Raw genomic sequence first — 15033 nt, forward strand, 5'->3', positions numbered from 1 at the left:
ATCGGTCGTTGACATATCAGGGATGCGCGGGTGCCAATCGGCCTCGCGCATCTTTTGGTCTAGGGGATGTTGCAGGAGAGCTCTTACAATGTTCTTGTGCCGCCATCGATAAGTAGGGAAACAATATGGCTGAAGATAAACAGCAGACATCGTCTTCGTCGAAGGATCTGGATGACCTGCTTTCCACCGATACAGGATCCCGCTCACTCAGCGGCATGCCCAATAAGCTCTTCCTGGGTCTTGCGACAGCCTGGTCACTATTCCAGTTGTGGATAGCGTCGCCGGTCCCTTACATGGTGGGGTTTGGCGTCTTCAGCGCTACCGAAACGCGTTCTATCCATTTGACCTTCGCGCTGTTTCTGGCCTATATGGCCTACCCGGCGCTCAAGCGCTCGCCTCGGGACCGAGTGCCCCTTCTAGACTGGGTTTTGGGCATTGCGGCGGCGTTTGCCGCAGCCTATATCTATATCTTCTACGATCAGCTGTCGCAGCGCCCCGGGGCGCCAATATTGCAGGATGTCATCGTGGGGCTGATGGGGTTGGTGCTGCTGCTCGAAGGCACCCGGCGAGCGCTCGGCCCTCCCTTGATGATCGTGGCACTGGTATTTCTGATCTATTCTCTTGCCGGCCCCTACATGCCGGCCATGCTGGCCCATCAAGGGGTGAGTCTGTATGGCCTGGTCAATCACCAGTGGCTGACGACCCAAGGGGTCTTCGGTATCGCCTTGGGAGTATCGACCAGCTTCGTCTTCCTGTTCGTGCTGTTTGGCGCCTTGCTCGAAAAGGCCGGCGCGGGCAATTATTTCATCAAGGTGGCATTTTCCCTGCTTGGGCACTACCGCGGTGGGCCCGCCAAGGCCGCGGTGGTAGCCTCGGGCATGACAGGGCTGATCTCAGGTTCCTCGATTGCCAATACGGTGACCACCGGAACTTTCACCATTCCCATGATGAAGCGTGTCGGATTTTCCGCCGAAAAGGCCGGCGCAGTGGAAGTGGCGTCTTCCGTCAACGGCCAGATCATGCCGCCGGTCATGGGGGCTGCCGCCTTTCTGATGGTGGAGTACGTCGGCATTTCCTATGTCGAGGTCATCAAGCACGCCTTCCTGCCTGCCCTGATTTCCTATATCGCCTTGATCTATATCGTCCATCTCGAAGCGCTCAAGGCGGGTATGCAGGGGCTTGAAAGCAGCAACCCAGCTAAACCCTGGTTGCGCAAGATCATTGGTTTTCTAACAGGCCTATTGCTGTTGATGGCCTTGTCCTTTGCGGTTTACTACGGCCTGGGCTGGTTGAAACCCGTGCTGGGGGATGCCACCCCCTGGGTCGCGGCCGTCGTTCTGGCCGTTGTTTATGTGCTACTGCTGAAGCTGGGCGCGCAATATCCAGAGCTTCACGTAGACGATCCCAACGATGATATTACCGAGCTGCCGCAGACCAAACCCACAGTCATGGTCGGGTTGCACTACATACTGCCGGTCATCGTGCTGGTTTGGTGTCTGATGGTGGAGCGGCTATCGCCGGGGCTTTCTGCTTTCTGGGCTACGGTGCTAATGATTTTCATCATGATCACCCAGCGCCCGATTAATGCGCTCTTTCGCGGCCAAAGCGATATGGCGGCGGACGTCAAGCGCGGCTTTGTCGATCTGTGGGACGGGTTGATTGCCGGCGCGCGCAACATGATCGGGATAGGTATTGCCACTGCGGCGGCGGGTATCATCGTTGGCGCGGTGTCCCAGACCGGGGTAGGACTGGTATTGGCGGATCTGGTCGAAACCCTGTCCATGGGCAATCTGCTGCTGATCCTGTTGCTCACCGCCGTGCTCAGCCTGATTCTCGGCATGGGATTGCCGACCACCGCCAACTACATCGTGGTGTCGGCGCTGCTTGCGCCGGTCGTGGTCTCGCTCGGTCAGCAGAATGGTCTGATCGTGCCGCTGATCGCCGTGCATCTGTTCGTGTTCTATTTCGGCATCATGGCTGATGTCACCCCGCCAGTAGGGCTTGCCTCCTTTGCTGCCGCGGCGGTCTCGGGAGGAGACCCGATCCGAACCGGCTTCCAGGCGTTTTATTATAGCCTTCGCACTGCAGCACTCCCGTTCCTGTTCATCTTCAACACCGAGCTGCTGCTGATCGACGTGAGCCCTTTGCAGGGTGTGGTGATATTCATTGTCGCAACCTTTGCGATGCTGATCTTTGCCGCGGCGACCCAAGGCTACATGCTGACTCGCAACCGCTGGTACGAGAGCTTGCTGCTGCTGCTGGTCGCTTTCACGCTATTCCGCCCCGGTTTCTGGATGGACATGATCCACGACCCCTATCGCGATGTACCGCCGAGCCAGTTCGAGCAGGCCCTGGGCGATGTGGACAAGAACAGCAACCTGCGGGTACGTATCGATGGTCTCGATGCCTATGGCAATCCCACCAGCTTCGTGGTGCTGGTGCCGGTGCCAGAAGGGGATACAGGTGCCACACGTATGGAAAACCTCGGGCTTCAGCTGATGCAGGAGGATGATCGTACGCTGGTAGACATGACCACCTTCGGCAGCCAAGCGGAGGAGCTGGGCTTTGAATTCGACCAGGAAATTGTATCCGTCAGGGCGCCGGTAGAGCGCTGGGACAAGGAGTGGATGTGGATTCCGGGACTTGCGGTATTTGCGCTGGTTGTACTGCTGCAGCGACGTCGGCGTCGCACACAGAAGGCCACCGCCTGAGAGGAGGAGACGACCATGCACAAGAAGATCGTATTGCCCATTGATCTCGACGCCGCCGAGTCCTGGGAAAGAGCCTTGCCGGAAGCGTTGGCGCTATGCAGGGTTTTCGGTGCCGAACTCTTCGTCGTTACCGTCTTGCCGGATTATCGCATGCCTTTAGTGGGGAGTTACTTCCCTGCGGACTTCCATAAAAAGGCGCACAAGTTACTTGCCGAGACCCAGCAAACATTCGTGGAAAAGCATGTTCCTAGCGAGATCAAGACGCATTGCATGGTCGTTGATGGTTCTCCTTACGAAGGCATCATCAAGTCGGTCAAGGCAGTAGGCGCCGATTTGGTTGTCATGGCGTCCCATAACAAACGTCGATTTGCGGATTATCTGCTGGGACCCAATGCCGAGCACGTCATGCGACACGCCGGCGTGTCGGTATTGATCGTTCGCTGATTGTCATCAGGGCGATAACGCCCGGTAGCTTGACTACCGGGCGTTTTTTTGTGCCTTGCAACGGAGCCATTCGTTCAAGCAGCGAAGCCTTGTAGGCATTCATGCAGTGATCAGCAAGGTCGACTATAGTAAAAACAGGCATGCTGGCGACCGGCGTACTATTGCTCCAACCCTCTGCAACACCCCTGATGTGCCGCTCCCATCATTCCTAACAAGCCATCCGCAAGTTAGAGATTCCGGCTAGGCGGATGTGACCGGCAATGAGCAGTCAGTATCAAGGGGTAGCGCTATGATGGTGGATACCAACAAGAATATTTCGACGCCTCGAGGGTCCCAGTTGACCATTCATCGCGTTTCTCTCGATCATCCGCGACGATGGTTGATGGCTGGAATAGACGACTTTCGTCATGCACCTGTCACCAGCTTGCTCTATGGGTTATTTTGGGCTGTGGTGAGTCTGATAATTACCTTGGAAGCCTATCTGCTAGGGCTATGGCACTGGCTACCCGTCTTGCTGGGCGGCTTCATGTTTGTTGGTCCGCTAGTGGCAGTGGGCTGCTACGGTATCAGTCGTCGTCTTGGACAAGGGAAACAAGCCACGTTGGGCGACGCCTTGAAGGCCTGGACCTCTCATACTAGTCAACTGGCCATGATTGGGTTAATGCTGCTGTTGTTCTTCATCGCCTGGTTCAACCTATCGATGATGCTGTTTGCATTGTTCTTTGGTTTATCGGCACCTAATCCCGAGGCGCTGCTCATCGCCTTTTTCACCACTGCTGAAGGCTATGGGATGATGCTGACGGGCACGGTGCTGGGTGGCAGCCTTGCCTTTGGCGCCTTCGCGATCAGTGTGGTCGCCATTCCCACGCTCATGGATCGCGATCTGACCTTTATGGAAGGCATCGAAGCCAGCGTGAAAAGTGTTACGAACAACTTCCGAGTCATGCTGCTATGGGCCGTCATCCTGACGGGCTGCACGATCCTGGGATTCGTCACTTTTTACTTAGGGCTCGCCGTGATTCTGCCAGTATTGGGTTACGCCAGCTGGCATGCTTACGAAGATCTGGTAGGAGTAGAGAACGCCGATAAGAGACTTTGAGTAATAACGAGTTTTCAGCAAACGGTCGCCAGACTTATTTTCTGGTGACCGTTTGCAACTGTGTCTTGGACCAAGCGGTCACGGCCGAAGAGTAGTGCCGCCACGCCTTCAATCATGAAGATACATCAGAAACTTAACATTCGAATGTTGTTAATCTAATTCTTAAGTATGGTTAGTTCGTAATAAAAAGACGGTAATTACTTAAGTTAATGTTTTTTTGCACAAATTGGATTATTAAGAGCTTGTGAGTCGTAGTCGTACAAGGAGGTTGCTCTATGGGCAACACGGCGTTGCGTAGCATTTCGCAAGAGATGGTTCCTGCCGACGTGGATATGGATGATCCACTTGCGAAGGACCAGCAGAAAATCACACTACCTGCCGTTATCGAAAAGGCGGCCAGAGCAAGAACCCCTTCCAGGCGTATCGACAAGGAAGGCAAGAACGAATATGACGTTTTATACGTCACGCCTGAAATAGCCGATCTAGTCAAGGTGGGAGGACTGGGCGACGTCTCATCGGCGCTGCCTCGCGCGCTTCGCTTGCGTCACGACGTGCGCGTTCTGCTGCCGGCTTACCGCGAAGTCATTCAGTCGAAGCGCAGGATCGAAGTGGTGGGGCACCTCCCGGCACTAGCCGACATCCCCGCCTGCGACATAGGCCAGATTACCTATCCTGATGGACTGATTATCTATGTGTTGCTATGCCCCGAGCTGTACGAGCGAGAGGGCAATCCCTATTGCGACGATTCTGGAGTCGGGTGGGAAGACAACGATATACGCTTCGCACGCCTGAGTCTGGCCGCCGCTGAAATCGCCGCGGGCAACGCAGGACTCAACTGGTGTCCTCAGCTTCTGCATCTCAATGATTGGACCTGTGGGCTGACCGCAGGCTATCTGAAGTGGTGGGGGGAAGCCACGCCCTGCATATTCACCATCCACAATCTTGCCTATCAAGGCGTGTTCGACGCTTCTCGCTGCAAGGTGCTCGGCGTGCCGGAAGAAGCGATGACCATTGAAGGGGTGGAGTATCACGGCCAGTTGTCCTACATGAAAGCCGGGATTGCCTACTCCGGTCGAGTGACCACGGTGAGCGCCACCTATGCCAGGGAAATTACTACGCCGGAGTTTGGCTGCGGGCTCGAAGGGTTGCTGAGCACCAAGGCCGAGCAGGGGCGCCTCATCGGTATACCCAATGGTATCGATGAAAGCTGGAACCCGCGTACCGATGCCCATCTGGCGCGGGCTTTCGCCAAGAACGATTGGCGCGGCAAGCGTGCCAATGCTGACTATGTGCGCCAGCTGTTCGGTCTGGCAGTATGCACTGGCCCCTTGTTTGCCGTGGTCTCGCGTCTGGTGCATCAAAAGGGTATCGACCTGACCATTGGTGTGGCGGAGTCCATCATTCGCCGAGGCGGGCAGATCGTGTTCATCGGGCGTGGCGAGCGTGGGACCGAGCGGGCGTTGTGCACTCTGGCAGACCGATTCCCCGGGGCGATCGGTGTCAATATCGGTTTCGACGAAGGCGAAGCACGCTGCATCTACGCCGGTAGCGACTTCCTGTTGATGCCATCGCGTTTCGAGCCCTGCGGGCTCAGTCAGATGTACGCCCAACGCTTCGGCTCGCTACCCATTGCCCATCGTACCGGCGGGCTGGTGGATACCATCGAGGATGGAGTGACCGGTTTTTTGTTCGACGAAGTGACATTTGCAAGCTACATGCAAGCCATCGACCGCGCGTTCAGGGTCTTTCGTGCGACGGATCTATTCTACGCCATGCGTCGTGCTGCAATGGCGGGGCGTTACCACTGGTGCCAATCCATCGAGCCCTACAACCAGTTGTACAGCACGACCCTCGACGAAATGGAGTTTTCCCATGGGCAAGCTGGCAATTGACGTGATGCTGCAAATGGACGAGAAATCGTCCACGCCCAATCGAAGAACCACCTCGAGTCTGCCGGAGCTTCTTCCACCCCTGGCGCCGGCTGATCGTTGGTACGACGGGCAATGGCTATTACGGCGGAGCCGTCAGAACTTCACCTCGGCGCCTCTTTCCGTCTACCGCTTCAGTCCAGCGGGTTGGCGTCTGGACGGGATAGGCAGACCTTTGTCCTGGATGGCGCTGATCGATCGTCTTTTGCCCTATGTGTCGGATCTTGGCTTCACCCATATCGCATTGACCGGAGTGAATGTAAGGCAAGTCGATGACGAAGCATTTGCCACTTTCATTCTCGCCTGCCATGAAAGCGATATCGGCGTGATACTGGACTGGGAGGTTGCCCCGCAATCGGAACGTGCAGCCGATGAAGACACCCAGGCCTTTGACGATCTGCTCCGCCAGTTGCTCGGGTGGGTAGAGCACTACCATATCGACGGACTCCATCTGAAAGAGCGTGAAGAACGGGTCGATGACGGTCTCATCGAGTTCTTGATACAGGGCATCGCGAAACGCCGCCACGACGTTCTCATGTTGATTGATCGGCCGGTAGATATGCCGGTTCATCTGTTGACTCGAGTGCTGATATGCCACACGCGCTGGTCACGTAATACCTTGAATTATTTACGCGTGCCTGCGGAGTGGCGAGGTAGGGAGCACCACCTGCTGCATGAAAACACGGGCACAGCCTTTGACATGCATTTTATTTTGCCGCTGCCGGACGAGTCATCGGAAGGTGAGCCGCAGGGCTGGCTCGAGCACATGCCGGGAGACCCCTGGCAGAAGTTCGCCAATCTGCGTGCTGCCATGAGTTACATGTGGGCGCACCCCGGCAAGAAGCTTTTGGGCATGGGCAGCGAGTTTGCGCAGGGGCATGCATGGCAGTCTGGTAAATCCCTCGATTGGGAATTGCTGGACCAAACCTTCCATGCGGGCATGCTGCGTCTGGTGGCGGATCTCAATCGCCTGTATGGCAACGAGTCGGCGCTTCACGAATGCGACATCGAATCCAGTAGCTTCACCTGGGTGATAGGGGATGACGTCACCAATAGTGTCATCGCTTTCTTGCGCTATGGCAGTGAGGGTACCGCGCCGTTGCTGGTCGTCATCAATTTTACCCCCAGCGTCCTTGAGAATTATCGCATCGGTGTGCCGACCCTGGGCGCCTGGCACGAGGTGCTTAACAGCGACAGCGTATTTTACGGCGGTTCGAACGTGGGCAATGCCAATGGCGTCGAGGCCCTGCTGGAGCCGAGTCATGGTTTCCCGGTATCCGTATCATTGACGCTACCGCCCCTAGGGGCGTTGTTCTTGAGACAAGGAGATTGGCCAGCATGAGTATGGACGAAACACCTGCTGCCAGCTTCCGATTCGATCCCCGCTTCGGCGCCCAGTTACAGACCGATGGCAGAACACGCTTCACGCTATGGGCGCCTACCGCAGAGCAGGTGTGGCTCGAGATAGAGGGGGGCGACAGCCAGTCAATGCAGCCTATGCAAGACGGCCATCATCAGCTGATCGTTCAATGCGCGGCAGGGGCGCGTTATCGCTACCGAGTGTTCAGCGACGAACACGCTCAAGGACTTGCGATCCCCGATCCTGCTTCTCGCGCCCAGCTCGATGATATCGACGGGCCCAGCCTGGTAATCGATCCTGATCGTTACACCTGGCAACATCCTCAATGGCAAGGTCGTCCCTGGCACGAGAGCGTCATCTACGAGCTTCATGTCGGAACGCTTGGCGGTTTTGAGGGAGTGCGTCAGCGTCTGGCGTATCTTGCTTCTCTGGGCATCACCGCCATCGAGCTGATGCCGGTAGCGGAGTTTCCCGGCGGGCGCAACTGGGGCTACGACGGCGTACTGCCCTACGCAGTGGAAGCCTCCTATGGCGATCCGGACGATCTGAAAGCGCTGATCGACGAGGCGCACGGTCATGGACTGATGGTGTATCTCGATGTCGTCTACAACCATTTCGGGCCGGATGGCAACTATCTGGCCGCCTACGCAGGCACCTTCTTTCGTGAAGACCTGCCCACCCCCTGGGGTGCCGCCATCGATTTTCGCCAGCCCCAGGTGCGCCGCTACTTCATTGATAATGCCTTGATGTGGCTATTGGAGTATCGCTTCGATGGACTTCGCTTCGATGCGGTGCATGCCATTGGTGAGCAGGATTTTCTTACGGAGATGGCCCGGGAGATTCGTGCGCGGGTCGAGCCCGGGCGTCACGTACATCTGATGCTCGAGAACGAGAGCAATCAGGCCAGTCTGCTCGATCCGACACTTTTCGATGCCCAGTGGAATGACGACTGGCACAATGTCATGCATGTACTGCTCACCGGCGAGTATGAAGGCTATTACAGCGACTTTACCGAAGGCGCTACCGAGCGCCTGGCGCGCTGCCTGGGCGAAGGCTTCATCTATCAAGGTGAGACGACTCGCGGCGGCCATGCGCGAGGCGAGTCCAGCGCGCATCTGCCCCCCAGTGCCTTCGTGATCTTTCTGCAGAACCACGATCAGATCGGCAATCGCGCCCTGGGCGAGCGGCTTGGGTTGTTGACCGAGCCGCAGGCTTTGGTCGCGGCAACGGTGCCCCTGTTGCTGTCGCCGATGATCCCGCTGCTGTTCATGGGGGAAGAGTGGGGCTCGACGCAGCCTTTTTGCTTCTTCACTTCTCATCATGGCGAACTGGCCGAGGCGGTACGTAAAGGTCGGCGTAACGAATTCGCGGCTTTCAGCGCCTTCAGCGATGCAGCCACGCGAGAAGCGATCCCGGACCCCAACGATCGTCAGACCTTCGTCGATTCCATTCCGGACTTCGACTACCGGGAAACGCCGTCTCATGCCATGTGGTTGACACGTTATCGAAAACTGCTGGCGCTGCGTCAGCGTGAGATCGTACCTCGCTTGCCCGGCGCTGTCGCCGAAACCGTCGAGGTGCTGGCAGAAAAGGCATGGCTTGCCCGGTGGCGCCTGAATGATCGCAGTCAACTCGTCATCGCATTGAATTTGCGCGATGACAGAGTCACTGTGACAGGGCTTTCCGGCATAACAGGGCTTCTCTACGAGACTCAGGAAGGGACCGCAGCAAGCGCAGAGGAAGGATGGCTCGAAAGATATAGCGCCGTTGCCTGGTTGCACACCGATACGCAAGGATGATGGGTATGAACGATGCGGCCTTGAGAGAACTTGCCGACGCCGTCGGGTTGATCGAGCAATGGGAAGATAGCGAAGGCAACCTATGCCATCTTGACGACGAGACGCGCCATACACTGCTCAAGGCGCTGGGCTTTGATGTCGACAATGAAGTCGCGCTGCGTGCCAGCACCGAACGCCTGCAGCGGCTATATCATCCTGCCGGCCCGGATGAGCTGCCGCCGCTGATCAGCGTGGATTGTGATACTCCCATCGAGCTGCCCTGTCCGCTCGCATCGGGTACGACATTCACGGTGATACTGGAAACCGGTGAAAAGCGAGAAGGGCAAGCCGATCATGAAGGCCGCTTACCCGCCATCGAGAGTCCGGGTTACCATCGCCTGCAGCTGGGCGAGACAACGCTGACTCTGGCCGTGGCACCCCGGCGCTGCTTTGGCGTGGCGGATGCTTGCGGCAACATCGACGGCGAGACTCAATCGGAACCGCACCTGTGGGGGCTGGCGGTGCAGGTGTATTCCCTGCGTCGTACGGGTGCTGGCGGCATCGGCGATACCCTGGCATTGGCAGCGCTCGGACGCGCCGCCGCCGAACGCCAGGCGGATGCCTTGGTCATCAGTCCCATGCATGCCATGTTCAGCGCGGATACTCAGCGCTATAGCCCTTATTCTCCCTCCAGCCGCCTGTTGTTCAACGTCCTGTATGCATCGCCGAGGATCGTACTGAGCAAGGAACTGGTGGAAGAGGCCATCGATCGGTGCGGACTGCAGGAAGAGCTCGCTCGTCTCGAGGCGGCAGAGCTCATCGATTGGCCTGGGGCGGCTCAAGCCAAGTTGACTTGGTTGCGCGAGCTTTTCGTTCTGTTCCAGAAGCGCAGCGATCAGGATGATGAAACCGATGTGCTGAAGCGCAAATTCAATGCCTTCCGGGCCGCCGGTGGTGAACTCCTCGAGGATCACTGTCGTTTCGAAGCCCTGCAAATGGCGCGTTCTGAAGGCAACTGGCGTGACTGGCCCGAAGCGCTACGCGATCCGCGCAGTCATGATGTTGCGCGATTCGCCCAGGACAATGCCCAGGAAGTGACTTTCCATGCCTTCCTGCAATGGCTGGTCGCGGAAGGGTTGGAGTATGCCCAGGACAATATGCGCGATGCTGGCATGGCCCTTGGGCTAATCGCCGATCTGGCGGTCGGGGCGGATGGTGCCGGCAGCCAGACCTGGAGCCGCCAGGAAGAAATGCTCGAAGGCGTCTCCATCGGTGCGCCGCCGGACTCGTTCAACGTGCACGGTCAGGATTGGGGCCTGGCGTCCTTCTCGCCCCACGGCCTGGTGCGCTCCGGTTTTCGCAGTTTCATCGATATGCTGCGCACCGCGTTTCGTCATGCTGGCGGGCTGCGTATCGATCATATTCTGGGTCTGCTGCGACTGTGGCTGGTGCCTCATGGCGCCTCTGCCAAGCAGGGCGGCTACATCCGCTTTCCATTGAACGACATGCTGCGGCTGGTCGCCTTGGAATCCTGGCGTCATCGCGCCATCGTTATCGGGGAGGACCTGGGTACCGTGGCGCCGGGCTTTCGCGACCAGCTCGCGGCGCGCGGCATCCTGGGCATGCGCGTGCTCTGGTTCGAGCAGGATACCCAGGGGGATTTCATCGCTCCAGATGAGTGGACTGACAAGGCCGCGGCAATGTCCTCGACCCACGATCTGCCCACCGTGGCGGGGTGGTGGTCGGGTTACGACATCGATCTGCGAGATCGTTTCGGCCTGCTTGGCGAGAAGCAGGACGCTACCTTGGAGCACCGTCAGCGGGACCGGGAGCGAGTTAGCCTGGCACGAGCGCTGGGTGTAAGCGACGCCACCGCCAACTCCGCCAGGCTGGCCGCCGACGATATTCCCCTTGCAAGGATACTGGATGCCAGCGCCGCCTACCTTGGCCATACCCCATCGCCCTTGGTGGTGCTTCCCATGGAAGATGCGCTGGGTCTTGAACGCCAGCCCAATCTACCGGGCACCGTGGATGAACATCCCAACTGGCGTCGACGCTGGGCCGAACCGGCGGGAGAACTGCTCGCCGGGGCTTCGATACGCAAGCGCCTGAGTGGACTCGATACGGCGCGTCACGCTGCCCATAAAAACTCGACTTCCAGGAAAGAGGCGCTGGAACAAGCATCCCCGACACAATTGCCGAACGAACGCACCGATAGCACAGCAAGAAATGCGACGAGGAGGTCATCTTTGATTAACAGTATTCGCGCCACCGTGCGACTACAGTTTCACTCCAAATTCACCCTGGACGACGCGCTGCCCTGGATCGACTACTATGCGGATCTAGGCATCAGTCATGTCTATGCCTCGCCGCTGCTCGCCTCGCGTAGCGGATCGACCCACGGCTACGACGGTATCGATCCGACCCGCCTCGACCCGGAACTGGGTGGCGAAGAAGCACTCGAGCGTCTGGTCACCAAGCTGCGCGAACGGGATATGGGGCTGATACTCGATATCGTACCCAATCATGTGGCGGTGGGCGGCTCCGAAAATCTGTGGTGGCAGGATGTATTGACTCAGGGTCAACGCAGCCCCTACGCCAACTACTTCGATATCGACTGGCACTCGCCGGACCCGTTACTCAGCGGTAAGGTGCTGCTACCGTTTCTCGGCGGCCCCTATGGCGAAGTACTGCATTCCGGGGAACTGAAACTGAGTTACGAGGCGTCAACCGCAGGCTTCTACGTCGCCTATCATGAGCATCATTTCCCCATCGATCCATTGCACTATGGCGCCATCCTGCGTCATGCCAACGAGGACACTTTGCAGTCTCTGGCGAGGCGCTTCGATGAGGCACAGAGTAGTGCTGATTCTCAACACGTTCTGATCGAGGCGCGGGAGCGTCTTGCTCATGCCAATGAAAAAGCGGATGTTCAGACCGCGTTACAGGAGGCCTTGGCTTGCTTCGATACGACCGATCGACAGGGCGCGGCTGCACTGCACGAACTGCTCGAAAAACAGCACTATCGTCTGGCCTTCTGGCGTACCGCCTCGGATGAGATCAACTGGCGGCGCTTTTTCGATATTACCGAGCTGGGCGGGCTCCGTGTCGAAGTGCCGGAGGTCTTCGATGCAACCCACAGTGTGATCCTGCGCCTGGTGGAACGAGGCTGGGTCGACGGCCTGCGGGTCGATCATGTGGATGGTCTGGCGGATCCCGGGGGTTATTGCCGCAAGTTGCGCCAATGCCTGGAGAGTCTGGCACAGCATCGCCCGGATAATGTGCCGCGCTATGTTGCGCTTTACGTCGAGAAAATTCTGGCTGAGGGGGAAGCCCTGCATACCGATTGGGGGGTGGACGGCACCACCGGTTATGAATTCATGAACGAAGTATCCGGACTGCAGCATGATCCGGCAGGCGCGGCGCCATTGCGCGCGCTATGGCGGGAAACAAGCGGTCGTGGCAGCGATTTTCTTGTCGAGGTGCGCAAGGCCCGGGCGGAAATGCTCGAAAGCGCCTTGTCCAGTGAATTTCACGCCTGCGCTCGGGCGCTGCTGGCCCTGGCACGACACGATACTGCTACCCGGGACATCACTCTCGGCGCCATCGAACGAGTGCTCAAGGCGCTGGTGGTGCATTTCCCTGTCTATCGCACTTATGCGGATGCGAAAGGGCGCCCCGAGGCCGACCGGACGCATTTCGAGCAAGCCAAGGTCGAGGCGCGCGGTGACGTGAATCCACCGGAGCGCGATCTGCTCGATCAGCTCGATCGCTGGCTGGGAGAAGAAGCGCCCGACGAGTGTCAGGATGAAGAGGCGCGTGCACTACGGCTGCGTGCCATGCAGCGCTTTCAGCAGCTGACCTCGCCGGTGGCTGCCAAGGCGGTGGAAGATACTGCCGGCTATCGTTCCACGGTGTTGATTTCGCGTAACGACGTGGGCTTCGATCCACAGCATTTCAGCCATACTCCGGCTTATTTTCATGAGGCATGTCGCTGGCGCGCGGAGCAGTTTCCTCTATCCCTTGTCACTACGGCCACCCATGATCACAAACGCGGAGAGGACGTGCGGGCACGATTGGCGGTACTCAGTGAACTGCCTGGGGTGTTTGCAGAGCAGATGCGCCGCTGGCACGAGAATGCGTCCTCCATGCGAGAAGAGCAGAGCGCGGGGAGTGCGCCTTCACCGGGAGATGAGCTGATTCTTTACCAGATGCTGCTGGGCGCCTGGGCGCCCAACCAGGATCGTGAAGACGATGAGGCCATGCGCGGCTTTGCTGAGCGTATCGCCCAGTGGCAAGAGAAAGCGCTGCGTGAGGCCAAACTGCGCAGTCACTGGCTATGGCCTGACAGCGACTATGAGGCAGCCTGTCGGAATTTCCTGTTTGGCCTGATCGAAGACTCCGCCTTGCGCAATGAGTTGAGCGATGCGGCGCGAGCCCTTGATCTGCCCGGCGCGGTCAATGGCCTGGTACAGGTGGTATTGCGCCTGACCGTGCCCGGCGTGCCGGATCTCTATCAAGGCACGGAATTTTGGGACTATAGCCTGGTGGATCCGGACAATCGCCGCAGTGTCCACTATCAGGCACGTCAAACGGCACTCGCGGAAAGTCATTTGCCTCAGGAGGCATTGACGCACTGGCGTGATGGGCGGGTCAAGCAAGCGGTCATTGCTCGATTGCTTGCATTGCGCCAGGGGGCTCCGACGCTTTTTGCCCAGGGCGACTACACAGCCATTACGGTAGAGGGTGGCCGAAAGGAGCATGTGGTGGCATTCAGCCGCGAGCATGGGGAGCAGGCGCTGCTGGTGGTCGTGCCCCGGCTGCCCGCGACCCTGCTCGGTTCCGCCTCTTTGCCATTGATACCTCACGAAGAGTGGAGCAATACGCGGCTGCAGATACCGGAATCACTGCAAGGCCAATGGCGCGACGTGCTGACCGGTAATACCGTGGAATTGACTCAAGAGACGATAATGATCAGTGAATTGCTGGCACATTTTACTGCCGGTGTTTTTGTCAGCGTTAGTGCAGGGGGAGTGAAAGATGACGGATGACGAACCGCGTGTACGCCAGTTGGCCTATCGTATCTGGGAATCCGAAGGGCGCCCCGACGGCCAGCAGCAGCGCCATTGGGATATGGCACTCAAGATCGTGAGGGCGGAACAGGACGCCGGTCATGAAACGTATCTGGAAGAGGAAGGGGAGGTTCAAGAAGAGGAGCCCATTCTGGACGACGAGCTGCCGCTTGAAGACGATGAGCGAGGCATCGAGGAGAATCGTCTACCGCTTGAAGATCCGGCTGCCGACTCCATGATCGACCCGGAGGGCGACCCAACCCTGGAGGAGGTGCCTTATCGGGATGATACGGTCATTACCCAGGATGTTCCGGTACAAGACCGGGCCGAGCCCACGGAGGAACCGCTCGAAAGCACCGTCGAGGTGAATGCTTCCGCTGCAGAGTCGGAGGTCGAGTTCAAGCGCGTACCCAAGACGAGTAAGTGTACTGCGAGCAAGAGCGCTGCGAGCAAGCAATCCGCGAACAAGAAGGCTTCAAGCAAGGAGTCTGAGAAGAAAGCAGCCAAACCCGCTGCAAAGAAGACGACGACAGCCAAGACGACAGCGACAAGGAAAACCGCGACCCGGGCACGCAAGCCCTGAGCTTCTATCGATCGAACCCTTTATTGGCGCGGTGCTTTTGCGCTTTGCAAATATCGCT

General features: G+C 58.2%; 8 protein-coding genes. All 8 read left to right on the top strand.

The genetic code is table 11. From position 1 onward, the window contains the following. Positions 1 to 125 precede the first annotated feature (125 nt). The gene (locus tag H7850_RS14075) at positions 126 to 2711 is read left to right on the top strand and encodes a TRAP transporter permease (RefSeq protein ID WP_227370219.1); all 2586 of its coding nucleotides are present in this window, start codon (positions 126 to 128) and stop codon (positions 2709 to 2711) included. Positions 2712 to 2726: 15 nt separating this feature from the next. Beyond that, positions 2727 to 3155, top strand: coding sequence for a universal stress protein (locus H7850_RS14080; protein ID WP_227370220.1), 429 nt, complete (start codon positions 2727 to 2729; stop codon positions 3153 to 3155). A gap of 289 nt (positions 3156 to 3444) precedes the next feature. Beyond that, positions 3445 to 4254, top strand: a complete 810-nt coding sequence (locus H7850_RS14085; protein WP_227370221.1) for a DUF2189 domain-containing protein — start codon at positions 3445 to 3447, stop codon at positions 4252 to 4254. Between the two features lie 275 nt (positions 4255 to 4529). Beyond that, positions 4530 to 6146: a glycogen synthase GlgA gene (glgA, locus tag H7850_RS14090; protein WP_227370222.1), complete on the top strand. Its 1617-nt coding sequence runs from the start codon at positions 4530 to 4532 to the stop codon at positions 6144 to 6146. Continuing rightward, positions 6127 to 7524 carry an alpha amylase C-terminal domain-containing protein gene (locus H7850_RS14095; RefSeq protein WP_227370223.1) on the top strand — a complete coding sequence of 466 codons (1398 nt, stop codon included), beginning with the start codon at positions 6127 to 6129 and terminating at the stop codon, positions 7522 to 7524. Before glgA ends, H7850_RS14095 begins: the two co-directional genes overlap by 20 nt. Then, complete coding sequence (gene treZ / locus H7850_RS14100; RefSeq protein WP_227370224.1) at positions 7521 to 9341, top strand: malto-oligosyltrehalose trehalohydrolase; 1821 nt, start codon at positions 7521 to 7523, stop codon at positions 9339 to 9341. Before H7850_RS14095 ends, treZ begins: the two co-directional genes overlap by 4 nt. Positions 9342 to 9346: 5 nt before the next feature. Beyond that, positions 9347 to 14371 carry a malto-oligosyltrehalose synthase gene (gene treY, locus H7850_RS14105; RefSeq protein WP_227370225.1) on the top strand — a complete coding sequence of 1675 codons (5025 nt, stop codon included), beginning with the start codon at positions 9347 to 9349 and terminating at the stop codon, positions 14369 to 14371. Continuing rightward, positions 14361 to 14975 (top strand): DUF2934 domain-containing protein, encoded by a 615-nt coding sequence (locus H7850_RS14110; protein ID WP_227370226.1) that lies wholly within the window; start codon positions 14361 to 14363, stop codon positions 14973 to 14975. Before treY ends, H7850_RS14110 begins: the two co-directional genes overlap by 11 nt. Positions 14976 to 15033: the final 58 nt, after the last annotated feature.

The organism is Halomonas sp. M20 (assembly GCF_020622265.1).
Lineage (GTDB): Bacteria > Pseudomonadota > Gammaproteobacteria > Pseudomonadales > Halomonadaceae > Modicisalibacter.

Coding starts and splice junctions, on each gene's coding strand:
- H7850_RS14075 (WP_227370219.1), top strand. CDS start 126: ATGGCTGAAGATAAACAGCAGACATCGTCTTCGTCGAAGGATCTGGAT.
- H7850_RS14080 (WP_227370220.1), top strand. CDS start 2,727: ATGCACAAGAAGATCGTATTGCCCATTGATCTCGACGCCGCCGAGTCC.
- H7850_RS14085 (WP_227370221.1), top strand. CDS start 3,445: ATGATGGTGGATACCAACAAGAATATTTCGACGCCTCGAGGGTCCCAG.
- glgA (WP_227370222.1), top strand. CDS start 4,530: ATGGGCAACACGGCGTTGCGTAGCATTTCGCAAGAGATGGTTCCTGCC.
- H7850_RS14095 (WP_227370223.1), top strand. CDS start 6,127: ATGGGCAAGCTGGCAATTGACGTGATGCTGCAAATGGACGAGAAATCG.
- treZ (WP_227370224.1), top strand. CDS start 7,521: ATGAGTATGGACGAAACACCTGCTGCCAGCTTCCGATTCGATCCCCGC.
- treY (WP_227370225.1), top strand. CDS start 9,347: ATGAACGATGCGGCCTTGAGAGAACTTGCCGACGCCGTCGGGTTGATC.
- H7850_RS14110 (WP_227370226.1), top strand. CDS start 14,361: ATGACGGATGACGAACCGCGTGTACGCCAGTTGGCCTATCGTATCTGG.